Source organism: Glycomyces xiaoerkulensis (genome assembly GCF_002798405.1).
GTDB lineage: Bacteria > Actinomycetota > Actinomycetes > Mycobacteriales > Micromonosporaceae > Glycomyces > Glycomyces xiaoerkulensis.
The window spans coordinates 385,749-409,492 of record NZ_PGGV01000037.1 but is presented as its reverse complement, the minus strand read 5'-3'; the positions used below and the strand labels follow the sequence as shown (position 1 = coordinate 409,492).

19 protein-coding genes and 1 tRNA gene are annotated in these 23,744 nt (G+C 69.3%); 13 read left to right on the top strand and 7 right to left on the bottom strand.

Going from position 1 to position 23,744, the window contains the following annotated elements; all coding sequences use genetic code 11:
- The first annotated feature begins 164 nt into the window (after window positions 1–164).
- Together CUT39_RS18185 and CUT39_RS18180 are read left to right on the top strand one after the other, a co-directional pair.
- The gene (locus CUT39_RS18185) at window positions 165–1,226 is read left to right on the top strand and encodes a patatin-like phospholipase family protein (protein ID WP_198587261.1); all 1,062 of its coding nucleotides are present in this window, start codon (window positions 165–167) and stop codon (window positions 1,224–1,226) included.
- A 16-nt stretch (window positions 1,227–1,242) separates the two neighbouring features.
- Window positions 1,243–3,576, top strand: a complete 2,334-nt coding sequence (locus tag CUT39_RS18180) for a protein kinase domain-containing protein (RefSeq protein WP_157930810.1) — start codon at window positions 1,243–1,245, stop codon at window positions 3,574–3,576.
- 202 nt (window positions 3,577–3,778) lie between these two features.
- Here CUT39_RS18180 and CUT39_RS18175 read toward each other — a convergent pair whose 3' ends face one another.
- A complete protein-coding gene (locus CUT39_RS18175) occupies window positions 3,779–4,132 on the bottom strand; it encodes a PH domain-containing protein (RefSeq protein WP_157930809.1) in 354 nt (117 codons plus the stop codon).
- A gap of 461 nt (window positions 4,133–4,593) precedes the next feature.
- Here CUT39_RS18175 and CUT39_RS18170 point away from each other — a divergent pair, with 461 nt between their 5' ends.
- Genes CUT39_RS18170 through CUT39_RS18160 form a run of 3 tightly spaced genes read left to right on the top strand, consistent with a single transcriptional unit; the run spans window position 4,594 to window position 8,488 of the window.
- Complete coding sequence (locus CUT39_RS18170) at window positions 4,594–5,334, top strand: NUDIX hydrolase (protein WP_198587260.1); 741 nt, start codon at window positions 4,594–4,596, stop codon at window positions 5,332–5,334.
- A complete protein-coding gene (locus CUT39_RS18165) occupies window positions 5,331–6,491 on the top strand; it encodes a 5'-methylthioadenosine/S-adenosylhomocysteine nucleosidase family protein (protein ID WP_100448854.1) in 1,161 nt (386 codons plus the stop codon). Before CUT39_RS18170 ends, CUT39_RS18165 begins: the two co-directional genes overlap by 4 nt.
- Window positions 6,488–8,488 (top strand): hypothetical protein, encoded by a 2,001-nt coding sequence (locus tag CUT39_RS18160; protein ID WP_100448853.1) that lies wholly within the window; start codon window positions 6,488–6,490, stop codon window positions 8,486–8,488. The genes CUT39_RS18165 and CUT39_RS18160 overlap by 4 nt, the downstream gene beginning before the upstream one ends.
- A gap of 231 nt (window positions 8,489–8,719) precedes the next feature.
- Here the strand turns inward: CUT39_RS18160 and CUT39_RS18155 are convergent.
- Window positions 8,720–8,795 (bottom strand) — tRNA-Arg (locus CUT39_RS18155).
- Window positions 8,796–8,961: 166 nt separating this feature from the next.
- Here CUT39_RS18155 and CUT39_RS18150 point away from each other — a divergent pair.
- The 3 genes from CUT39_RS18150 (at window position 8,962) to CUT39_RS18140 (ending at window position 11,704) form a co-directional block, all read left to right on the top strand.
- Entirely contained in the window at window positions 8,962–9,780 is an 819-nt protein-coding gene (locus CUT39_RS18150) for a TrmH family RNA methyltransferase (protein WP_100448852.1), read from the top strand.
- Window positions 9,781–10,137: 357 nt separating this feature from the next.
- The gene (locus CUT39_RS20540; protein ID WP_157930808.1) at window positions 10,138–10,461 is read left to right on the top strand and encodes a hypothetical protein; all 324 of its coding nucleotides are present in this window, start codon (window positions 10,138–10,140) and stop codon (window positions 10,459–10,461) included.
- 103 nt (window positions 10,462–10,564) lie between these two features.
- A complete protein-coding gene (locus CUT39_RS18140; RefSeq protein ID WP_157930807.1) occupies window positions 10,565–11,704 on the top strand; it encodes a winged helix DNA-binding domain-containing protein in 1,140 nt (379 codons plus the stop codon).
- A gap of 63 nt (window positions 11,705–11,767) precedes the next feature.
- Here the strand turns inward: CUT39_RS18140 and CUT39_RS18135 are convergent, their stop codons facing one another.
- The 4 genes from CUT39_RS18135 to CUT39_RS20535 all read right to left on the bottom strand — a co-directional run bounded on the left by CUT39_RS18135 (window position 11,768) and on the right by CUT39_RS20535 (window position 16,620).
- The gene (locus CUT39_RS18135; RefSeq protein WP_100448849.1) at window positions 11,768–13,522 is read right to left on the bottom strand and encodes a hypothetical protein; all 1,755 of its coding nucleotides are present in this window, start codon (window positions 13,520–13,522) and stop codon (window positions 11,768–11,770) included.
- Between the two features lie 127 nt (window positions 13,523–13,649).
- A complete protein-coding gene (locus tag CUT39_RS18130) occupies window positions 13,650–15,338 on the bottom strand; it encodes a DUF885 domain-containing protein (RefSeq protein ID WP_100448848.1) in 1,689 nt (562 codons plus the stop codon).
- Window positions 15,335–16,282 carry a prephenate dehydrogenase/arogenate dehydrogenase family protein gene (locus tag CUT39_RS18125; protein WP_157930806.1) on the bottom strand — a complete coding sequence of 316 codons (948 nt, stop codon included), beginning with the start codon at window positions 16,280–16,282 and terminating at the stop codon, window positions 15,335–15,337. The genes CUT39_RS18130 and CUT39_RS18125 overlap by 4 nt, the downstream gene beginning before the upstream one ends.
- The gene (locus CUT39_RS20535; RefSeq protein ID WP_157930805.1) at window positions 16,282–16,620 is read right to left on the bottom strand and encodes a GroES family chaperonin; all 339 of its coding nucleotides are present in this window, start codon (window positions 16,618–16,620) and stop codon (window positions 16,282–16,284) included. Before CUT39_RS20535 ends, CUT39_RS18125 begins: the two co-directional genes overlap by 1 nt.
- Window positions 16,621–16,801: 181 nt before the next feature.
- On the opposite strand from CUT39_RS20535, the gene CUT39_RS18120 reads away from it, so the two are divergent.
- From CUT39_RS18120 to CUT39_RS18100, 5 genes are all read left to right on the top strand, one after another.
- Window positions 16,802–18,130, top strand: a complete 1,329-nt coding sequence (locus CUT39_RS18120; protein WP_157930804.1) for an AI-2E family transporter — start codon at window positions 16,802–16,804, stop codon at window positions 18,128–18,130.
- Window positions 18,130–20,064 (top strand): ATP-dependent DNA helicase, encoded by a 1,935-nt coding sequence (locus tag CUT39_RS18115; RefSeq protein WP_100448846.1) that lies wholly within the window; start codon window positions 18,130–18,132, stop codon window positions 20,062–20,064. The genes CUT39_RS18120 and CUT39_RS18115 overlap by 1 nt, the downstream gene beginning before the upstream one ends.
- 186 nt (window positions 20,065–20,250) lie before the next feature.
- Window positions 20,251–20,880 carry a DUF47 domain-containing protein gene (locus CUT39_RS18110; RefSeq protein ID WP_100448845.1) on the top strand — a complete coding sequence of 210 codons (630 nt, stop codon included), beginning with the start codon at window positions 20,251–20,253 and terminating at the stop codon, window positions 20,878–20,880.
- Between the two features lies 1 nt (window position 20,881).
- Window positions 20,882–21,880 carry an inorganic phosphate transporter gene (locus CUT39_RS18105; protein WP_100448844.1) on the top strand — a complete coding sequence of 333 codons (999 nt, stop codon included), beginning with the start codon at window positions 20,882–20,884 and terminating at the stop codon, window positions 21,878–21,880.
- 49 nt (window positions 21,881–21,929) lie between these two features.
- Window positions 21,930–22,679: an NUDIX domain-containing protein gene (locus CUT39_RS18100; protein ID WP_100448843.1), complete on the top strand. Its 750-nt coding sequence runs from the start codon at window positions 21,930–21,932 to the stop codon at window positions 22,677–22,679.
- Here the strand turns inward: CUT39_RS18100 and mshD are convergent.
- On the bottom strand, window positions 22,676–23,617 hold the full coding sequence (gene mshD / locus CUT39_RS18095) for a mycothiol synthase (protein ID WP_100448842.1): 942 nt from the start codon (window positions 23,615–23,617) through the stop codon (window positions 22,676–22,678). The two genes, CUT39_RS18100 and mshD, sit on opposite strands and share 4 nt — an antisense overlap.
- Window positions 23,618–23,744: the final 127 nt, after the last annotated feature.

Genomic DNA, 23,744 nt, shown 5'->3' with positions numbered 1-23,744 from the left:
CCGTTCGTCGGAAATCCGACATCGACGGGTTTCCGGTGGCCGAGAGGCCGTCTCATCCGGACACGCGTCCACGCGCGCATCGAGTTCCGCTCCCGCACCCCGGCCGCGGGTAACATCTGAACCGATCCGCTTCCGCAGCTTCACCTCTCAGCCAAGGGGGCAACGTGCTCGACCTGTACGACCCGACGGCCGACCGGTACTGGGCCGACGACCACCCGGTCCTGGAACTGATCCGGTCGCGCCGGGACGCGGGCACCGGACCCGGCGACCACGACGACGGCCATCGCCTCGGACTCGCGGTGGAAGGCGGAGGCGTCCGCGGCGTCGTCTCGGCGGCGATGCTCACCGCACTCGACGACCTGGGGCTCCGCCCGGTCTTCGACGCGATCTACAGTTGCTCATCCGGGGCGGTCAACGCCGCCTTCTTCACTGCCGGCGACACCTGGTACCCCCTGACCATCTACTTCGACGACCTGTCCACCAAGCGGTTCGTCGACATGCGGCGTTTCCTGACCCGGCGACCGGTGCTCAACCTCGACTACGTCTTCGACGAGGTCCTGGAGACCGTCAAGCCCCTCGACTACGAGAACGTGCTCAAGACACCCGCCTCGTTCCAGGTCGCCGTCACCCTGGTCGACGAACTCGAAACCGCCGGCGTCGCCGACTTCTCCTCCAAAGCAGACCTCAAGGAAGGCCTCCGCGCCAGTTGCTGGCTTCCGGTCGCCGTGCCCGGGGCCGGACGCTTCCGCGGGCGGCGGGCGGTCGACGGCGGAGTCCTGACCGCTCACCCGTACGCGCTGGCACTGCGCGACGGGTGCACGCACGTCCTGTCGCTCAGCACCAAACCGCTGCGTCGGCCGCCCACGGGACCGTCCGCGGGCCGGCGCTTGTCGGCGGCCTACATGGAGCGGATCCGCGCCGGGCTCGGACGCGGCTACCTCGAATCGCTCGAGCGCTACCGGCACCAGCGCCGCCGTCTGCAGGAGCGGATGCTCGAACCGGGGGAGGCGCCGTACGTCCTCGACTTGGCGCCGCTGCCGTGGATGGCCGAAGTGAACCGCCAGGAGACCTCCCTCGACAAGATCATGACCGGGGCGCGCCAGTCGCATTCGGTGATGGCCGCGGCGATCGAGGGCGTACCGGCCGCCCAGGTCCGGGATGGACGCTTCGCCTCACTGCCCCGGTTCGTCACCGTCCAGAGGAGTCGCGCTGATCGCCACGGTTGAATCCCTGAGCGGTGCCGTGGCGGCGCTGTCCCGAGCCGCGGACGAGGACGGCGAGACTGCCGCGGCCCTCGCCGCATGGAACGTTCGGCAGTGGCGCACGGCGCTGCTCGACATCCCCTTGGACGAGCAGGGCTTCCTGGACCGGCTCCAGGTTGAACGTGTCAACGAGATCGAGCGGCTCCGGCAGTGGTGGTCGGACCGGGAGCGGAAAGCCACCGTCAATGTCAAGACCGCGGGCTACCTCGGGTTCTACCTGCTCACCCTGATAGCGATGCATTGCTCGGACCGGATGCGGTTCCATGACGCAGGCGCCCCGAACCTCGAAACGGCCGACATCGAACCTCGCGGGCTCTGCACCGAGTTGGTCGCGGATCCGGCCGTCCGCCAAGCCATCGGCGCGCTCTACGCGCCGGGCCGCACCGGCGCGAAGGGATCGGACTCGGACTCGGTGTTGAACGCCCGGCACCAATGGTCTGAAGTGGACCTCAAGTCGCTGGGGTTCCACCGGTTCGGCACCACCTCGATCATCCTCACCGGCAAGACCAGGACCTCGCTCGGGACTACGAAGAAGCGGTACGCGCTGAAATGCCTCATCTACCCGTACCAGCGCATCTCCGCGATCACGAAGGCCACCAGGGAATACCGTGACCGGTACCGGCTCACCGAAGACGATGTGCAAGGCACCTCCCACCTGGTGCCGGTGTGGGCCAGCCACGACAACTGGATCCTCATGGACTTCGTCGAAGGAGCGACGCTCGCCGAGGTCCTGGAAGAGAACGCCGCCCGCGCAGGACCGGGGCCCCGGCGCGACCTCATGCGGCGCATCGACCTCGACGAACTCGAACAGCTGGGGTCGGCGCTGCTGGTCGCCCTCGGGGAGCTCGAGCGGCACGGCCGACGCCACGGAGACCTATCGCCGTCGAACGTCATAATCGAACGGGACGGCGAGGCCGGAAGCGTCCGGATGCGGCTGATCGATCTCGGCGTCAACCACCTTTACACGCGGAGCCTCAGTGGACCCCACCAAGGCGACGCCGCGTACGTCGCGCCGGAGGTGCGCAAGGCCGGCAAGAGCGGCGACGAGGCCGACCTGTACTCGCTCGGAAGGCTGCTGATAGCGATCAGCGGCGTGCCGCCCACCGCCGACGGTACGGTCCCGGACCAGTTCTACACCGATTCGGTCGGCCTGGCGCGGCTGCTCGAAGACCTCACCGACTCCCGCCCCGAAAGGCGGCTGCTGGTGACCGAGATCAGGTCGTCGGTACGCCGCTTCCCCGAAATCAAGGAGCTGTACCAGCACGAACTCGAGGTGGCGAAGACCGCTCGCAGCGCCGAACGCTCCGGTGGCCGGTTGAACGCGCTCAAAAGGCTCACCCCCGGCGAGGGCATGGTCAACCGCCAGCGCCAGATCCTGGAGGTCCGCAGCAAGCAGGTCAAGGGCGCCCGCGGACGGTTCCACCTCCGGCGGGCCAGGTGGCTGAGCCGGTGGTCGGTGGGGTCGTCCTGGATCCTGTGGGCGACGTTCGCGCTGGTGATCATGTGGTGGGCGCGCGACCTCGGCATCGACTGGCAAGCGAAGGCCGTCGAGGCCCTGAACAACGTCCTCGGACGCGACCGCGAGGGCATCGTCGTGCTGGACGACGTCCGCGCGTCGGACTACCCGATCCCGGACCCGTGGGGGAACCTGCCGGTTCGGCTCATCGGTCTGACGTTCCTGCTGGCGGGCGCCAAGTGGTATCTCAACGTCCTGGCCGGCCTGACGCTGCGCTCGCAACTGCGCCGCCGCGGCCGGCGGCGGGCGATCACCGTGGCCACCGAGGTCGCGCTCCGCTCGGCCGCGTTCCTGCCGTCGGTCTACATCATCGTGCCGACGCTCGTGCAACGCGACTGGTGGCCGCTGTTCTCTGCGCTCGGCGTCACCACTGTCGCCGTCGTCAACTCGACCTGCCTGATGTTCGCGCGCGATGCCGTCGGCAGAGCCAGGCGGGAGGGGCTCTCGACGGTCTCCGACGGGGAGATCGCGACGCTGGAGAAGTTCGCGCCGTGGATGCCGTCGAGCTGGATCTACAGTTTCGCGGTCTGGTCGATCGGTTCACTGCTCATGGTGGGGGTGCTCGAGGACGAGCTCGTGTACGCCTTCGCCGTCGCACTGGTCAACATCGGCGTCTTCTACATCACCAAGTGCGGCATCGAGGCTCCGTACGTCCGCGTCGGCCTCTCGCGCGCGATCCTGGCGGCCGAGCGGATCGACCACCTGGAGGCCGAGCGCGCGAAGGCGCCGCGTCAGCGCGCGGACGACCCCGACTCGGGGTCCGCCGCGCCCCGAGCGGACACTCGTCGAGCTCGGTGAGGCTCAACCCGCTCGGCGGCGTCATCAGGGAGAACGACCGCGCTGCAATGATGTCGGCAATGGGACTCTGAATCGCCGTCAGAGTCGTCCTCCGGAGAGATCATCGCTCCGTTCGTCGGTGCTCCGGTCACCCGGGTCTCGCGCCTCCGGCTCTACCGCCCCGGTTCAAGACGTGGAGGGCGCGCGCTGCCCGGCCCTCGTGTCATCCGATGTGGGAGCGCACCTGCCGGGTGAAGGCTTCGGCTCGGCGCGTGGTGTCCAGGAGGACGCAGTTGGTCCGCACTGTGGTGAATTTGATCGACCAGGTCCATAGGACGCGTCCACACTCGATGCTGGTGATCTCCGGGTAGCTGTGAGAGTACAGCCGAGAGCCGAACAGGCTCTTGGAGTAGAACAGGATTCGCCGGTCCGTGGCGATGAGTGCCCCATACTTGGTGCCTTCCCACCTGCGGCCGTCGGACTGGTACCTGTACATGCCGATGACCGCGGTCTCGACCTGTTCGCCGTCGTTCAGGTATCGCCGTGCCTCGGCGACGAGCTTCTTGAGGCGAGCCATCCTCGGACTATACCTGCTTATGTGCATATAGGAATTCCATGCGAGCGGCATTGTCGACAGCCAACGGAGCGTTCGCGCCTTCTATTGCGGCGGAACGCGTCATGACTTTCCAGCGGGAAACTCGTCCGCAGCCGATTCGCTCCCCGCCCTCGCCCTCCCGGGAGTGCAGGGCCTCCAGCGAAGTCTCCGGCGATTCCGGAGTGGCTTCCTTCGCAATCCGGGCGGCTTCCTCGCCCCCAGGCCGTTCCGCTCGGCGCGGTTATGGCGTCCTCCGCGATCTCCCGGCGGCCGTACAGGGCGAGCCAGGCGCGTGAGAGCGCGAAGGTCGCCCACGTGCCGCTCCCGGGCGTCTTCCTCGTAGCCGGGTGCCGGTCGTCCTTCGTTCCACCTTTCGGGGTGTTGCCTCGCGGGCTCCTGTGCCCTAGCATTACTGTCAATATGACAGTAATTGAGGACGATAGATGCCGGAGATAGAAGAAGACCCTTGGGAACCGCCGTTGGTGCTGGTGGCGGTCGATCTGGTGATCCTGACATTGCGCGCCTCGACCTTCCACGTGCTGCTGATTGAGCGCGGCATCGAGCCGTACCAGGGCTCGTGGGCGCTGCCGGGCGGGTTCCTCAACAACGCGGGCGAGGGCGTCTTCGAGGCCGCGCTGCGGGAGCTCAAGGAGGAGGCGGACCTCGACGGCACCCGACTCCACATCGAGCAGCTCGGCGCCTACGGCGAGCCTGAGCGCGACCCGCGGGGGCGGGTGTTGTCGGTGGCGTACTTGGCGATCGCTCCGGGGCTCCCCGAGCCGGTCGCCGGCACCGACGCCTCCGGAGCGGCGTGGACACCAGTCGAGCAGGTGCTTTCCGGCCGAGCGCCACTGGCATTCGACCACCAGCTAATCGTCGCCGACGCGGTCGAGCGCGCCCGGACCAAGCTGGAGCACTCGCCGTTGGCGACGGCGTTCTGCGGCGAGACGTTCACGATCGCGGAGCTGCGGCGAGTCTACGAGACCGTCTGGGGAGCCGAACTCGACGAACGCAACTTCTACCGCAAAGTGCAGCGCGTCCCGGGCTTCATCGAACCCGCTGGAACCGACCGCCGCGCGGGCAAGGGGCGCCCCGCCCGGACCTTCCGCGCCGGGCCCGCCGAAGTGCTGCACCCCCCGCTCACCCGCCCCGAGCCGCACCGCGAATCCGAGGAGGAACGATGACCGGCACCGTAGTCGTCTTGACGGCGCTCGACCTGGAGTACCAGGCGGTCCGAGCGCACCTGGAAGCGATCGAGAAGCACCGCCACGCGGCGGGAACGCTGTACGAGAGCGGCACCGTCCGCGGCACGTCCTGCCGGATCACGCTGGGGCTCACCGGAGTGGGCAACCAGTACTCGGCCGTGATCGCCGAGCGCGCGATCCAGGAGTTCGCGCCGAAGGCGGTGCTGTTCGTCGGCGTGGCCGGCTCGCTTTGGTCCAAGCCCGGCCGCGGCGACGTGGTTGTGGCCGAGCGCGTGTACGCCTATCACGGTGGCACCAGCGAAGACGACGGCCTCAAGGCGCGTCCCCGTTCCTGGGAGGCGCCGCACGCCCTCAGCCAGCTCGCCCACCACCTCGAACGCTCCGGCGACTGGCGCGCCCGGCTTCCCGCCGGCTCCGGCTCGCCCGAGGTCCGATTCGGAGCGATCGCGGCGGGGGAGATCGTGCAGAACTCGACGATCTCACGCGAGGCGAAGTGGATCCGCGACCACTACAACGACGCGGTCGCCATCGAGATGGAGGCCGCGGGCGTGGCTCACGCGGGCCACCTCAACAGCGTGGCGGTCGGGATCGTGCGCGGCATCAGCGACATGGCTGACGGCACCAAGAACGGCGAAGACGACGTCGAGTGGCAGCCGCGAGCCGCGGCCAACGCCGCCGCCTTCGCCGTCCGCCTGGCCGAAGCACGCATCAACGAACGAGAGGAGATCGCCATGTCGGCGAACGCTTCAGAACCTCCTGCGTCGGCGGCGGCCGGCAACACGGTCTACAACACCGCCTCGGGGTCGGTGGGGATCCAGGCCGCGAACGTCTCCGAGAGCACGGTGCGGATGGGGGCAGCGCCCACCGGGGACGGGATCGATGACCTGGTCACGGCGGTGGCCGATCTTCGTGCGCGGCTCGATCGCGACCATGCGGGCGGCGAAATCGACGACGACACCTACGAGGCGGCCCGAGACGAGCTCGCGTCCGCTGAGACCGCCTTGCGCGAGCCTGGCCGTCAGAGCAGGAGGAGAGCACTGCTGGCCCTCAAGCGGCTCAGCGGGCTGGCGGCCGGCACGACCAGTCTCGGTGCGAAGGTCGCCCTGGTCATTGCTGCAGTGGGGAGCCTGTCATGACCTCCGCCCCTGCGAGGTCGGCCTCGCACGACTCGACCCGCAACGTCGCCGAGTCGGGAGCCTCGGTCGGCATCCAGGCGCGGGTGGTCCACGACGTCAACGTCTATCAGCAGGTCGCGGGTGAGACACCGAAGCAGCGGTACGAACTCGGTCTGCGATTCTTGAACGACGGCGTCCCGTTCAAAGCCCGAGACCTGATCGGCGAAGCGATGGCCACCGGCCTCGACGACGCCGAGGTCCGGTTCCACTGGGTGCTGGCGATGTTCAGCAAGCGGTCCTATCGGGACCTGGAACGTCTCGAACGCGATCGCCTCGACAAGCTCGCCGAAGACATCCGGGCCTACCCTGAAGGGAAGTATCGCAGCGCCTTGGAGGCGATCAGCGAACTGACCGCGCACCTGAGCGGCGGAGGCGGCAGCGTCGACGCCGCGGAGAAGAAGATTCTGGCACTGGAGCCGGACCTGCTCGCCTCGATCCAGCGCCACCTGCAAATGGTGCTCTCCGGCGCCACTCAGGACAAACTCTGGGAGGAGGCGAGGCGGCGGGCAGAGCCCGGCCGCGCCGGTGGCGACCGCGTGAACCGGGTGTGGGCCTACTTCCACCCCGTACCGATCCCGGCGCGGGCCCTGGGCCCGGAGGCACCGCGGGTCGATCCGTTGGACAAGCCGTACGCGACGGCCGCCGCACTGCTGTCGGCACTCGCAGTCGGATACCTCGGATGGCTGCTGCTGTCCAACGGCGACGCGGTGGCGCTGCTGGCGTACCTGGCCGCCCTTGCCACCGGCTGGGTCGGTGTTCGCGCCGCCTTCGAATGGCACTACCGCACCGCCCGGATCAAGCTCGAAGATCGCCGCGACTCCGTTCACTCCGCCGGGAGCCGCCCCCGCGGGACCGGCTTCGCCAGGGACGTGAGCCGTGCGTTCGACCACTACTTCGCCATGTACCGGCCTCACGGGATCGACTACACCGTGTGGCTGGCCGAGACCGACGGCATCCGCGGCCGCCTGCGCGACGAGATCGTCGAGCTCTACCGCGAACAACGCGTTCCCGTCGGCCGAGTGCGCTGGCTAATCGCCTACCTCGCCAAAGACGTCAGGCGACGATCGTCGGCGGGCACCCTCAACGATTACCGGGAATGCCACCGCGTCGCGCCCACCATTCGGGCCCGAAGCGTGTCGGCGCTGACGGTCACGGCCGGCGCCGCGCTGTTCGTCGTCGCTTCGGCCCTCCCGGTCGCCCCGCTGACCGCCTCGTCCGCGGTCGCCTGCGCCGCCTTCAGCGGCCTGTACGCCGCCCGGCAGTGGTGCCACATCCGCAGCGAGGAGCGCCGCTATGACGACGAGAGGGCGGAATTCGAGCGGCGCAGTAGCGAACGGCATGACGCCTACCTCCGCTGGAAGGGCAAACTGGACTCGATTCGGCCGAGTGAGAGCGAGATGGAGACCTGGCTCAACTGCGACAAGACGATCCTGATCGACGAGGCGCTTCGGCTGTACCGGTTGTCATGGAGTGACGTCATCGCGCACGCCGTCCTCCACGGGCACGCAGGCGGAGCGAAGGCCGGTCGGGCGCGGGGCGGGCCGTGGCGGTACTCCAAGTACGACCTGCGGCTGTTCCTGATCACCAAGGACGGGGTTCGCGAGGTGAGTTCTGAGTTGAACTTCGAGCAGGCTTCCTTCAACGGCCAGACGCGCAGCAACTACCGATTCGACGCGCTGTCCTCAGTGCACGTGGCCGAGGAAGCCGATGACGGCTATACCCTCGAACTGACCTTGACGAACGGCCCGATCAGGAAGATCGAGGTCACCGCCGCTGGCAATCCGGAATCACATCGGGAAACGATGCAGTCGGACGAAGTCGACTTCCCTGACGACCTCTCCGAGATGAACCTCAGTGCCGCCGGGTTCGAGCACGCGCTGCGGATCCTCGAAGGCATCGCCGCCGAAGGCAAAGGCTGGATCGACCGCGGCGACTTCACTCGCAGCACCCCAGGCTGACCCGCCGGGGAGGGCCGGTGCGTGCTCAACGATCCACGCCGGATTGGGGACGGCGTCGCCACGTATGGGTGCCGCGTCGTCGAGCGCCGGCATCACCGTCGACAAACAAGCACTCACCCTGGTTCTCGTGGCGAAGCCTCGATGGCATTGGTGATGAATGCGCAACGGCCGAGCATGAGCCCGGCCGTTGCTTCTTGCCTATGTGCTCCTGCCTGCAGCGAAGCTTTGTTCTGGCGCGCCCCGAGGGATTCGAACCCCCAACCTTCTGATCCGTAGTCAGATGCTCTATCCGTTGAGCTAGGGGCGCCCGCCCGGCCTTGCGGCCGAGCCGAGCACCAGCTTACCCGTGCTTAGAACCGTGCTGCAAGCGGGTATCCCCTTGTGCCCTGAGTCATCAGGCTTCGGGCCACCGGTACGAACCGGCGCGGTTCGTAGAATGGGCGTTCGGGGCGATGCGAGGGAGATGCGGGCAAATGGGCAAGCAGTTGCGAGTGACCACCAGGAACGCGCGGTTCCAGCAGTGGGAGGCGCTCCTGACCAACCGGAAGAAGCGCAACCAGGCCGGCGCGTTCATGGTGCAGGGCGTCAGGGCGATCGACCAGGCGATCGAGCACCGGTGGGAGTTCCAGAGCCTGCTGTTCGACGCCGACCGGGGCCTCTCGACCTGGGCGAGGAACGTGCTGGAAGCGGTCGGCGCCGAGCGGTTCGCCCTCTCCCATGACCTGATGGCCGAGCTCGGGGAGAAGAACGAGGACGTCCCGGAGCTGCTCGCCGTGGTCTCCCTGGCGGACCTGAACCTCGATTCGGTCAAGGCCGGGCCGGACTTCCTCGGGATCGTGTTCGACCGCCCCGGCAGCCCCGGGAACCTGGGCTCGCTCATCCGCTCGGCCGACGCTTTCGGCGCCGAACTGGTCATCACCAACGGGCACGGCGCCGACCCGTTCGACCCCCGGTCGGTCAGGGCCTCCACCGGCTCGCTGTTCTCGACCAAGGTCGCCCACGCCGACTCCCCGCGCGACGTCGCCTGCTGGCTGGCCGACCAGGCCGGCGAGCCGATCCGCCTGGTCGGGGCCGACGAGGACGGCGCCACCGACATCGCCGACTACGATCTCACCCTGCCGGCGCTGCTGGTCATCGGCCGCGAGGCCGCCGGCATGTCCCGGGCCTGGAAGGAGACCGTGGACGCCACGGTGCGGATCCCGATCGGCGGCTCCGCCACCTCGCTGAACGCGGCCGCAGCCGGCTCCGTCGCGCTCTACGAGGCGGTCAGGCAGCGTTCCGGCCGCTGGTAAGCAGTTCGCCAGCACCGCGGCGGCCAGGCCCCGCCACGCCTCCGGCACCGCCGCCGCGCGCTCGCCCGGCGGCGCCTCCAGCGCCTCCCACAGTGCCGACTCGGCCCCCACCACCTCCTCGCCCAGGAAGTACCGCTCGACGTACTCCCGGCGGTGGTCGCGGCCGGGGAAGAAATGCCCGCTCGCGGCGAACAGCGCCACATACGCCCGGTGCAGCCCGCCGGACAGGGTCTCAGCCAGCTCCCACGGGTCCTCGGCGTCCACGAGCCGCTTGGCGATCTCGTTGGTCTCGGTCTCGACCGCCTCGCGCGAGGCGTCCGCGAGCGCCTGCGGGAACGCGGTGACCTCGGACCTGGCGTGCGAACCCAGCTCGGAGTCGTCGGCCAGGAGAATGCCCTCGGCGAATCGGGCCATGACGTGCAGCGGCTCCTCGCCGGGCGCCCGCCAGCCCTCGCCGCGCGCCAGCTCGGCCAGCAGCGCGTCGAACCGCGCCACCGTCAAGTGACCGGCCTCGACGTGGACCTCCTCGGGGACCGCGTCGGCGTCCCACACGCACACCAGCTCGGCGTCGTCGCCGAACCCGGTCAGGGCCGGACCGTGAGCGTAGGCGAACGCCAGCCGCTCATCGTCGTTCATTTCGGCGAGGACGTCGTTGGCGAGCCTGAGGACCGCTTGCGGTAGCGACATGCCATAAGTGTGGCCGTTCTTTGCAACTTTTGTCCACAGATTCCGCCCGACTCAGTGGATCCTGGGCGTCGCAGCCCGTCGATAACATGTCGCGATGATGCCCACCAGATCAGCCGGAAACGAAACGGAACACGCAGCCGGTTACGTCGCCGCCTGGCGCGCCCACGCCCAGCGGCTCCGGGGCCCCAAGTGGGCCTCCCCGCTCGAAGCCTGCGCCCACCTCGGTGCCGTCCAGTCCCAGGAGGTCAACTCCTACAAGCTCACTCCCGCGATGCGCTCCGAACCCGGCGACGGGGACGGCGCCTTCGCCCCGGCCGGAGCGGTCGACGCGCTCGTCGCCGACGGGGAGGTGATCCGCACCCACGTGCTGCGCCCCACCTGGCACACCGTGCCGGTCGGCGACATCCGCATGATGCTCAGCGCCACCGCCGACCGGGTCCTCATGCCGCTCGCCTCGATGTCCCGCGGCCACGGCTTCGACGAGGCGTTCTTCGACCGCTGCGACGCGATCCTCGCCGAGGCCACCGCCGGAGGACGCCACCTGACGCGCGAGGAGGCACGCGCCGAACTGGTCGAGGCCGGCGTGAGCGAGCCGACCAACCAGCAGTTCACCTACATCCTCATGCACGCCGAACTCAAGGCGGCGATCTGCTCAGGCGTCCCGAAGGGCCGGCAGCAGACGTACGCGAACTTCGACGAGCGGGTCCCCGCCTCCGGCATGGACAAGGACGAGGCCGTCCGGGAGCTGGCGAGGCGCTTCTTCACCTCGCGCGGACCGGCGACGCTGAAGGACTTCACCCGCTGGTCGAGCCTGAAGGTCGCCGACGCCAAGGCCGCGCTGGCCGATCTGGACCTCAAGTCCGTCGAGATGGAGGGCCGGACCTGCTACTACGAGGTGGACCCGCCGGAGTCGGACGAGGGCGGCCCGGTGGTGGACTTCGTCCAGGGCTTCGACGAGATGCTGTGCTCGTACACCGACACCAAGGACTGGGTGATGCACCATTCGGTGCCGACGGCGATGTTCCCCGACCGGCCCCGCTTCAATTCGGCGATCCTGCTCGACGGCCAACTGATCGGGCATTGGAAGGCGACGGTGAAGGCGCATCGGGTCGAGATCGAGACCTACCGGCTGCGAGGCTTCACCGCGGCCGAGGTCGCCGCGATGCGCCGCGGTGCCGACCGCCTCCGCGCCTGGTACGAGCGCGACGAAATGGAGCTCGGCCTCGACCACGCTTGAGCGAATGAGGGCCGCGGTCGGGGACGATCGACCGCGGCCCGCACCTTCTTTGTCGATGGAGACCTATTCGGAAGTGTCGACGGTCATATGGCAGGGGCCGGTAGTGCGATTGAACCCCGTGGTCGTCGATGAGAGCTCGTACGTCACTTCGTAACTGCCGCTCTCCAGCGCATCCGCCGGGTCGAGGGCACGGGTCGAGGTGTTCTCGAGGACCACATCATGTGGCTCGGTCGTCAGCACCGCCGCACCCGTGGCCGCGTCGCGGAACGTCGCGGTGAAGGTGAGCCCGAGGTCTATCTCGTCCGGCTTCCAGGCATTGACGTAGATCTGCCCGTACTCCTGATCGGATGCGCCGTAGGTGTTGGGTGAATCCGGATCCGTGGAGCAGTGCCGATAGGCGTAGACCCCTGCGATATCGAAAACGATCTCGAAGCGGGCGGTGTCGCCTTCGAACCGGGCGGTTTCCGCACTGCCGGGCATCCCGAGGGTGATCCGGTCGGCCGCGTCCTCGTCCTCGTCCACCCACCGTTCGGGGAGCAGATCGGTGACGTCGTATACGGCCGTGCCTTCGCTGCACGTGCCATTCTCCGGCACCCCGGTCGGGCCGGGACGCGTGTTCCATGTGGCCGCTGGTGTGTACTCGGCGGTGCGATGAAGGGGCGGTGCGACGCATGTGGTTCCCGCGGCCGCGTCGACCCGGAAGCTCGCAGAGTCCACCGGGAAGGTGTAGTCGAACGAGTAGTCGGGCAGTCGGTCGCGTCCGGAGACGGGCCACTGGAAGTTCCAGTAGGCGGCTCCGTCGGACGACGTCGTGCAACCGGCGCCGAGCAGGGCGTCGCAGTACTCCCCGACCACTGCACTTCCGCTTTCTCCGGCGGCCTGGAAGTACGGCGCGTCGAATCCCGCTCCACCGCGGTACAGCGCCTCGTCGGGGGAGGCCGAGGTGACTGCGCCCCACTCACCGACTCCGTAGTCGGTCAGAGTCAACTGCGTCGAGACGGTCATCGGGAAGGAGGCGTCCTCGAGGAACCCGTCCGGCAGGCTCATCGTGAGCGTGCCGTCGGCGGCCAGATCGAGGGTGGCGCGTTCGACGTTCCCACCGGCGGTGCGAACCGTGAACGGCGTGGTTCGCTCGGTCGAAAGGAAGGGGTCGTCCGAGCCGTGGAATTCGATGATGTCCCCGTCGACGTTCGCCGTCTCCGGGTAGCCGACGACGAGGCCGTTCGAGAGCTCGCTCCATGCACTCGGGTTCGCAACGTCGAAGCGCACCTCCGAGGAGGAGACACCGACGTCGACTGAGAGGTCGACCCCGTCGCCGAGTCCGTCGTAGACGGCCTCGGTTCCCGAGTACGTCGGAACGGGGATCTCGCCCTTCCAGTCCAGCGTGCTGCCACCGTGCGACTCGATGAGCGGGTAGTAGTCGTCGGTGTAGCGCAAGAAGAGATACCAGGGCGAGCGGTCCTGCACGAGGGAGCCGTAGTAGTCCACGAGCGTCGGATCGGGCACGCCCTCGTCCCGAAATGCCTGTGAAGGAGACCCGGTCGCGGTCAGTTTCAACTGGCCTTCGGGCGTCACCCGGTAGGTCGAGTAGGGGTACGAACGGTTCTTGATGCGGACTTCCACGCCGCAGGCGACGGCTGCTTCGAAGGCCGCGCCGATGTCCGACTTCATGGGGTTGTCGCCGAGCGCGGCGCACTCGGCCTCGTCCTGCGCGCCGGCGGCACCCGGCGACACCAGGAGCGCGGCGCCGAAGGCGGCGGCGGTGGCCGCCGCGATTCGGTTTCGCGCACGGCGTCTCGGGGGCGAGGTTTCGTTCATTCAGATGTTCCTGAGCGTTTCGGGGGTTTGCGTTGGTCGCGAATCATCGTAGTCGCTGCGGGGGTGGGAGATCCGTCAATGCGGTCCTCATGGGGCGGGGCGGCGGAGAGCCGCCGCCCCGGGGCCCTCAGAGGCGCTTGAGGGCCTCGGCGAATGGGCCCAGGCCCATCGCCCCGAGGTTCAGGGCGTCGGTGTGAAACCGCCTGAGGCTGTACCGGTCGCCCTTGCGGGCCGCGTACTCGTCGCGGGCCTGCATCCACAGGCGCTCGCCGACCTTGTAGGACGGTGCCTGCCCCGGCCAGCCGAGGTAGCGGTTGCACTCGAAGCGGAGCATGTCGTCTTCGACGCGGCAGTGGGCGCGCATGAACTCGAACATCTTGTCGCCGTCCCACTGCTCGCCCGGCCGCCAGCCGAACGGGTTGTCCTCGGGGATCGGGAACTCGCAGTGCAGTCCGATGTCGACGATCACGCGCGCGGCCCGCATCGCCTGCCCGTCGAGCATGCCGAGCTTCCCGGCCGGGTTGTCCTCGTAGTAGCCCAGGTCGTCCATCAGGCGCTCGGCGTAGAGCGCCCAGCCCTCGGCGTGGCCCGAGGAGAAGAGCATGGTGCGCTGGAACCGGTTGAGCAGCTCCGAGCGGGCCATGGTCTGGCCGATCTGCAGGTGGTGGCCGGGCACGCCCTCGTGGTAGACGGTGGTGATCTCGCGCCACTTGGCGAAGCTGCCCTGCCCTCCGGGCACCGACCACCACATCTGTCCCGGTCGCGAGAAGTCCTCGCTCGGGCCGGTGTAGTAGATCGCCCCGTCCTCGGTCGGCGCGATCTTGCACTCGATGCGCCGCACCGGTTCGGGGATGTCGAAGTGCTTGTCGGCCATCTCGGCGACGGTGCGGTCGGCCAGGTCCTGCATCCAGTCGCGGAAGGCCTCCTTGTCGGTCATGGTCTGCTCGGGGTCGCCGTCGAGGTGGTCGAAGACCTCCTCGATCGGTGCTCCGGGCTTGATCCGCCCGGCCACCTCGAGCATCTCGGACTCCAGCCGCGCCAGCTCCTGCCAGCCCCACCGATAGGTCTCCTCCAGATCGATCTCGGCGCCGATGAAGAAGCGCGACGCCCGCGAATACCGGTCGCGGCCGACCGCGTCCTTCTCCGGGGCCTGCGGTGCCAGCTCGTCGCGCAGGAAGTTCGCGAACCTGGTGACGGCCCAACGCGCCATCGCGGTGCCGTTGCCGAGCTTGATCTTCAGCGGGCCGGAGGTGATCGGCTCGCCGTCGACCGTGCAGCGCCCGGCCAGGTTCGACCAGAAGTCGTCGCCGCCCGCGCCGTTCCAGTTGTCGCAGTGCTTGGCGACCTCGAGGACCTGCCGCTTGGCCGGCACCCGCCCGGCGGCGGCCTCGGCCCGGAGGGTCTCGGTGTACTGCGCGAGCGCATCCGGGACCGCCGAGAGCCGCCCCGCGATGTTGGAGACCGCCTCCTCCCCTTCGGTCGGCATGAGGTCGAAGATCATGCGAACGACGTGGGCCGGGGAGTGGAGCACGTTCAGGTCCAGGAAGGTGTCCCCGGAGTCGTAGCGCTCGACCGAGAGCCGGAGGCGCTCCAGCATGGCCTCCTTGGCCGCGCGCTCGCGCTCGTCGACCGGTTCGGCCGCCTCGAGTTCGGCGATCGCGCCCCGTGCCAGCTCGGCTTCCCGCTCCAGCCCGGCCGGGGAAAGGTCGTCGATGAGATGGTCCGAGCCTGGCACGCCCATCTGGGTGGCCGTGAAGGGGCTCATGGCCAGTACGTCGTCGACGTACTGCTCCGCTATCCGATCGATGTTTCTCATGGATTGGACTTTACGCGAGGTCGCCGTACCGTGGCGACCTCCGAGTCCCCTATCGACTCCACCCAGCCGCCCGCGGTGCCCAGCTCCAGCAGTCCCTCCCGGGTGATCTCCAGCGCCTGCGGCTCGCCCGGTTCGGGCGGCCAGGAGGCGCGCAGCCTCCTGGCGCGGTCGAACCAGCTCACGATCCGGTCGGGCTGCTCACCGAAGGAGTACAGGCCCAGCCGCGCGTCCTCGAGCTCGACCGCCAGGTGCTCGAGCGCCTCGGTCATCTCGGCGCGGTTGCCCTCGACCATGCCTTCGAACAGGCGGTTCGGGCTGGCCGCGACGCGGGTGCCGTCGTGGAACGATCCGGCCGCGAGCGTGCGCGAGAGCGGTTCGTCGGCGATCAGGGTCAGCGCAGCGGCCGCCAGGTGCTCGACGTGGGAGATCCGCGCCGCGGCCCGGTCGTGGGCGGCGGCGGTCGCCGGCACCACGTGCGCGCCGATCGAGGTCCACAGCCTCGCCAGCGCGATCCAGTCGCCGAGCTCGGTCTCGTCCTCGAGGCACAGCACCCATCTGCGGCCCCGGAACAGGCCGGGTTCGGCCGCGTCGAAGCCGGCGGTCTCCTTGCCGGCCATGGGGTGCCCGCCGATGAATCGCGGATGGTCGGCGAACGCCTCCCGCATGCGGCCCTTGACCGAGGCCGCGTCGGTGACGATGCCGTCGAAGCGGTCCGGGCCGAACAGCGACGCCGTGCGGGAGGCCGCCGCGATCGGCACGGCCACGACCGCCACGTCGGCCTTGCGCAGACCGGCCGGTTCGTCGGCGACCTCGATGCTCGTGGCGGCGGCCGCCGCGCGGGTCTCGGGGGCGGTGTCGTAGCCGGTCACCTCGTGGCCGGCCTCGGCCAGCGCCAGCGCCGCCGATCCGCCGATCAGGCCCAGGCCCAGGATCCCGATCCGCATCAGAGGTAGAGTCCGGTGGCGTCGTCGTCGACGCGCTTGGCGGCCACCGCGTGGATGTCGCGTTCGCGCAGGAGGATGAAGGTGCGGCCCTGCAGTTCCACCTCGGCCTTGTCCTCGCGGTCGAACAGGACGCGGTCCTCGGCCTCGACGGAGCGGACGAGCGGGCCCACAGCGACCGCTTCGGCCCAGTGCAGCCGTTTGCCCATGGTGGCGGTGGCCGGGATCACGATGCCGCCGGCGGAGTGGCGTTCGGCGTCCACGTCCTCCCGCACCAGGAGCCGGTCGTGGAGCAGGCGGATCGGCAGTCCGGTCTCGGAGTCGAACGGTGTATCGGTCACAGCGCTCGAGCCTACCGTTCCCCATGGCCGCGGCCCCAGCGTGAGCGTCGCAGCTCACGCCCGCGGCGGTGTCGGTCGGGCGGTCGGCTCTGGGAGGCGACCGGTACCGTACAGAGGAAGCCACACCCGCACGCACGGCGACCGTTGCGGAGCCGTAATTTATGTGCCGCTTGGAGACCACGTGAGCCGATTCCGCCGCACCGCAGACCGCGCGAGACGACTGTGGATCGGCTGGCGCCTCAGCCCGGAGCGCCTCCCCACCCCCACCGATCCGGAGGAGGAGCCCCGTGCGGCGCTGGCCGCCGGCGGCGAGGGCCTGCCGCCTGAGATCGACGAGGACGACGACGGGACGTCCCCCGAGCGGCGTTTCGTGCCCACGGGCCTGGCCGTCGGCGCCGCGTGGTCGTGGCGGCTGCTGGTGATCGCCGCTGCCATCATCGGCGGCTTCTACCTGATCGGCCAGATCGCCATCGTCGTCATCCCGTTGACGGTTTCGTTCCTGCTGGCGGCCATGCTGCAGCCGATCGCGGGCACTCTGATCCGCCACGGCTGGAACAAGTCGGTGGCTTCGATCCTGGTGCTCATCGCCGGTCTGGGCGTGGTGGGTCTGGTGCTCACCTTCGTGGTGCAGCAGTTCATCGCGGGCGTCCCCGATTTCTGGGAGGAGATCCAGACCGGGCTCACGCAGTTGCAGAACTGGCTGGAGGAGGGGCCGTACGGCCTCGACGGCGAGCAGATGGCCGGGATCCTGGCCAACGCCCAGGACAACGTCCAGGACTGGTTCACCGACAACCAGGAGACGCTGGTCGAGGGCGGGCTCACCATCGCCGGCTCCACCGCTACCGGACTGGCCTATTTCGTCACCGGCCTGTTCCTGGTGCTGTTCACCACCTACTTCTTCATGCGCGACGGACGCAAGATCTGGCTGTTCATGACCGGCATGCTGCCGCAGGCCGCGAAGGAGCCGATGCGGTACGCCGGCGGGGCCGGCTGGACGACGCTGGTGCAGTACATGCGCATGGTGGTCGTGGTGGCCGCGACCGACGCGATCTTCATCGGCGTCGGCCTGTACCTGCTGGAGATCCCGTTGGCGCTGCCGTTGGCGACGCTGGTGTTCCTCGGCGGGTTCATCCCGATCGTCGGTGCCACGGTTTCGGGCGCCGTCGCGGTCGTGGTCGCCCTGGTGGGGACCGAGAACGGCCTCTGGAACGCCGTGTTCGTCCTGGCGATCGTGCTCGCGGTCCAGCAGATGGAGTCGAACCTGCTCCAGCCGATCCTGATGAGCCGCGCGGTCAAGCTGCACCCGCTGGCGATCGTCCTCGCGGTCACCGGCGGCGGTTTCGCCTTCGGCATCATCGGCGCGCTCATCGCCGTCCCGCTGCTGGCGATCATCAACGGCACCGTCCGGGCCCTCCAGCGCTTCCGGGAGGCCCGCCGCGAAATCGAGTCCCGCGAGGCCGAGACCGGCGAGGACGCCACCGATCTGGGCGAGGAGTCGATTCCGCGGTAATGAGCGCCCTCGAGATCCTCGACGCGGCGGTCGAGGCCACGCCCGGCGGCCAGACCCGCGAGGGGCAGCGCCGCATGTGCGAGGCGGTCGCCGACGCCATCGAGTCCGGTCGCCACCTGCTGGTCCAGGCCGGCACCGGCACCGGCAAGTCCCTCGCCTACCTGTGCGCGGCGCTCGAAGCCGGCAGGCCGGTGGTCGTCTCCACCGCGACGCTCGCCCTCCAGCACCAGTTGGTGGCGGTCGACCTGCCGCGGCTGGTGGAGGCCGTCGCGCCCGTCCTCGGCCGCAGGCCGACGTTCGCGCTGCTCAAGGGCCGCCACAACTACATCTGCAAGCGCAAGATCGCCGGTGACGCCGAAGAGGACGAGGCCGCCCTCGAGGGCACCGAGGAGCTCAAGTGGGCCGGGCAGCAGAAGTCCTTCTCCAACCAGGTGCAGCGGCTGTTCGCGTGGGCGAACGAGACCGGCACCGGCGACCGGGACGACCTCGACCCGGGCGTGAGCGACCGGGCCTGGCGGCAGGCTTCGACCACCTCGACCGAGTGCCCGGGCGCGAAGGACTGCCCGCAGGGGGCCGACTGCTTCGCCGAGGCCGCACGGGCCCGCGCCCACGAGGCCGACATCGTCGTCACCAACCATGCGCTGCTGTCGATCGACATGATGAACGACCGCGGCATCCTGCCCGAGCACGCCGTCCTCATCGTCGACGAGGCGCACGAGCTGGTCGACCGGGTCACCTCCGCCGCGCGCGCCGAGCTCGGCCCGGCGCGGCTGCGCTGGCTCGCGCAGCGGGGGCGGCGGCTGATCGACGCCGATGCGGCCGACGAGCTGCGCGAGGCCGCCGATGCGCTCGAGAACGCCCTGAACGTCGTCGGCGAGCGCCGTTTCGACGGGGAGCTCCCGGCGCCGCTCACCGAGGCGCTCCATCTGATCAACGGCGCCTGCGCCAAGGCCACCACGGCGATGGGCAACCTGGACGCCGAGACCAAGAAGCAGCTTGGCGCGCAGCAGTTGCGGGCCGGGATCACCGAGACGCAGGAGACCGCCGGGCGGTGTGCCGCGCCGTCGGCCGAGGACGTGATCTGGGCCGAGCCGAACGGCCCGCAGCTCGTGGCCGCGCCGCTGTCGGTGGGGGGTCTGCTGTCGGCGATGCTGTACGAGGACCGCACGGTCGTGGCGACCTCGGCGACGCTGACCCTCGGCGGCAAGTTCGACATAATCGCCCGCTCGATCGGCCTGGATTCCGATGAGGCCGACTACGAGTCGGTGGACGTCGGTTCGCCGTTCGACTACCGCAGGCAGGGCATCCTCTACGTCGCGGCGAGCCTGCCCCGGCCCACCTCCTCGGGCCTGTCCGAAGAGGCCGGCAAGGAGCTGCTGCGGCTGGTGGAGGCCAGCCGGGGCGCCGCGCTCGGGCTGTTCTCATCCAAACGCGCGGCCGAGTCCGCCGCCGAACTCCTGCGGTCCCAGCTCGACCACGACGTCCTCCTCCAGGGCGAGGAGACGCTCGGGAGCCTGGTCAAGCGCTTCAAGGAGGAGGATTCGACCTGCCTGCTCGGGGTGATGAGCCTGTGGCAGGGCGTGGACGTGCCGGGGATGACCTGCCGCCTGGTGGTGGTCGACCGCATTCCCTTCCCCCGGCCCACCGAGCCGCTCACGGCCGCCCGGTCCGAGGCCGCCGACAAGGCCGGCCGGTCCGGCTTCGCCGAGGTAGCGGTGCCGGCCGCGGCCGTCCGGCTCTCCCAAGGGGCCGGCCGATTGATTCGCCGCACCACCGACCGGGGCGTGGTCGCGATCCTCGATTCGCGCCTGCACACCAGTCGCTCCTACGGACGATTTCTGCGCGATTCGCTGCCGCCCATGTGGTACACGACCAAGTCCGATTCGGTCGCCGGAGCGCTCGGAAGGCTGGCCGACAGCGAAGGTGAACAATAAATGAACTCATGGTGAATTTCGGTGTAACCGCAGCTAAGAGCGGTTACGTGTACCTGCACACAGCTTGGATCGAGGCATTGGCCCGTGTTCACCCGGGTGTTACCTTCGGCGTGACCGAATGCCAGCCGTCCCGCGACCAAATCGGTACAGTGAGGACTGCCCGATGAGAGAAAGACCGAGGTATCCATGCGTTTCTCGCTGAAACCTCAAGAAGGCGCGTTCTACGCCTTCTTCTCCGAGGCCGCAGGGAACATCAGACGCGGTGTCGAGATCCTGTCCGAGATCGGCGACGACAAGCCCGACTTCCAGTCCATCTCCGAACGCCTCGTGGACGTCGAGCACGACAACGACCACCTGACCCACCAGGTGTTCAACCGGATCAACTCCACGTTCGTCACCCCGATGGACCGCAACGACATGCACGACCTGGCCGGCAAACTCGACGACGTCCTCGACCACATCGAGGCGGCCGCCAACCTCGTCTACCTCTACGGCCTCTCCGAGCTGCCCGCCCTGCCCCGGGAGATGACCGAGCAGATCACCGTCCTCCAGGCCCAGGCCGCCCTCCTGGACGAGTACATGCCCAAGCTCAAGGGCCTCAACTCGACCATGAAGGAGTTCTGGGTCGAGTGCAACCGCCTCGAGAACGACGGCGACCGCGCCTACCGGATGCTGCTGGTGCGCCTCTACTCGGGCGAGTACGAGACCCTCACCGTCATGAAGCTCAAGGAAGTGGCCGACGAACTCGAAGCCGCCTGCGATTCCTTCGAGCACGTCAGCAACGTGATCGAAGCCGTGTACGTCAAGGAAGCCTGACGTGGACGCCAACCTCATAGCGGTGGTCCTGGCCATCGCCGCGGCCCTGATGTTCGCCTTCACCAACGGCTTTCACGACTCGGCCAACGCGATCGCCACCTCCATCTCCACCCGCGCCCTCAGACCCCGCACCGCACTCGCCATGGCCGCGGCCGGCAACTTCGTCGGCGCCTACCTCGGCGGCGAGGTCGCCTCCACCGTCGCCAGCGGACTGGTCGAGCTCCCGATCTCCATGAACGGCCTGGTCATCGTCGTCGCCGGCGTGCTCGGCTCCATCGGCTGGAACTACGTCGCCTGGTATTTCGGCTGGCCCATCTCCGCCTCCCACTCCCTGCTCGGCGGCGTCGCCGGCGCCACCCTCGCCGGCGGAGCGACCGTCCTGTGGACCGGATTCCTCAACAAGGTCGCCATCCCCACCGTCGTCTCGCCCCTGGTCGGCTTCGGCGTCGGCTTCCTGGTGATGATCGCCGTCTACTGGATCTTCCGAAAGGGCCGGCCCGACAAGCTCAACCGCGGCTTCCGCTGGGCGCAGACCGTCTCGGCCGCCGCCATGGCCGTCGGACACGGCATGCAGGACGCCGCGAAGGCCATCGGCATCATCGTCCTGGCCCTCTACGTCGGCGGCTACCAGGAGAACGCCGCCGACATCCAGTGGTGGGTCTACATCGTCGTGGCGGTCGCCCTCGGCCTCGGCACCTACCAGGGCGGATGGCGCATCATCCGCACCCTCGGACGCCGGATCATCGACCTGCACCCGCCCCAGGGCTTCGCGGCCGAGACCGTGGCCTCCTCGGTGCTGTTCGCCAACACGGTCATCGGCGCCCCGATCTCGACCACCCACATCATCACCTCCTCGATCATGGGCGTGGGCGCCACCGGCGGCAAGCGCGCCGTCAGGTGGGCCGTGGCGCGTCAGATCCTCATGGCCTGGCTCCTCACCTTCCCGACCGCCGGGCTGGTGGGCGCGCTGGTGTACTTCCCGGTGAGCTGGATGTTCTAGATTCGGCATTGCACTGGGAGCTGCGGCGCGCTTCGGCTAGCGTGGGGCTATGTCCATCCAGCGCTACGGGAAGTGGGACTTCCGGGCGGTCGACCCGGAGACGGCCGTCCGCGCCCGGGCCCGCCTGAGGGCGCAGGGCGCACCCGCCGAGCCCGAGCGCGCCGCCTCCATGGTGCTGCTGCGAGAGGCCCCGCTGCGGGTGTTCCTGCTGCGGCACGCCGCCAAGGAACCGTTCGGGACGGCCGCCGAGTGCGGGACGACGGAGGGGGTGCGCGAGCGCTGGGCCTCCGGCACCGACTGCGGATCCGAACGCGGCGGCCGGCAGCGGCGCTACGGGTTCCCCGGCGGCCGGCACAAGCCCGACGACCCCGACGTGGCGATGACCGGCGTCCGGGAGGTCGAGGAGGAGACCGGCGCGATGGTCGCGCTGCAGCGCGCCTGGGCGCGCTGGGTGACCCCCGAATACGAGCCGGTCCGGTTCGACGCCTGGATCTACGTGGCGACCCTCGCCGAAGGCTTCCAGCCGCGCATCCGGGTCAGGGAACCGGAGTACGCGACGTGGATCGGGCCCGAGCAGGCGGTGTGCCAGCACGGCGGCCAGATGTCGGTGCCCGAGGCCACGACCCTCGCCGAGCTGTCGAGGTATTCGACGGTCGGCGAGGTGTTCGCCGCGGCCGAGCAGCGCGACATGACCCCGCTCCTGCCGCGCCTGTCGGGGCCCGGCGACCGGACCCGGCTGGTGCTGCCCGGCGAGGAAGGCTACCCCTCGGCCGCCCTCTCGCACGTACAGGGCGTTTAAAGCCGCTTGGCCCACTGCACGTCCGAGCGCACGACCTCGAACCCCATCGAGCGGTACAGCTCGACCGCGCGCGTATTCGACTCGTCGGTGTAGAGGTCGATCTGCCGGATGCCGTGGGCGGCCATGTGCGCCAGGCCGGCGAGCGTGAGCGCCCTGCCCAGGCCCGTGCCCTGCGAGCGCGGGTCGACGCCCAGGACGTACACCTCGCCGACGCCGCCCTCGACCTTCGTCCAGTGGAAGCCGAGCATGCCCCGCGCGTCCTCGGCCACGATCAGGCCCTCGGGGTCGAACCACCGCTCGCCCATCCGGTCGCGCAGGTCCGCGATCGTCCAGCGTCCCTGCTCGGGATGGTCGGCGAAGGCCTCGGCGTTGACCCGCGTCCACTCGGCCTCGTCGCGGTCGGTCTCGAACGACCGGAGCCCGATCCCGGCGGGCAGGTCCACCGGCGCGCCCGCGCCGACCGGCCAGTTCTCCCGCGCCTCCTTCGGCCAGGAGACCGGCCACTCGAAGCCGTCGAGGTCCCGGCCGAGCTGGAAGAGCACCCGGTCGCGGCCGAAGCCCTCGGCGCGGGCCAGGGCCGCCGCCGAGGGCAGGTCGCCGTGCGCCCAGGTGCGGATCTGGGTGACGTTGGACTCGAGCGAGTCGATCACGGTGCGCAGCAGCGCGCGTCCCACGCCCCGCCGCCGGTGGTCCGGGTCGACCGCCAGCTCGGTCTCGGCGGTCGTCCCGACGATCTCGAGCTGCGCGTACCCGATGATGTGGTCCGGGCGGTCCTCCTGGGGCACCAGGAAGTGCTCCCTGCCAGGTGAAGCGGGCTTCTGGAGGGCGAGCACGGTCTGCTCGTTGAACGGTTCGACGCCGTCGGCGTGACCGCATCGATGAGAAAGAGTAACGATCTTGTGAATATCCCGACCCGGAAGTGAAGCAAGTTGCGGCATTCCGCTAACCTATATTCCGGGACTCAGCACCGTGCCGGGGTGCTGAGTCCCTCTTCTCGTCTGACACTCCGACCGCTCCGCGGACACGACGAACGGCCCCCGACCGAGGTGCTCCTCGGCCGAAGGC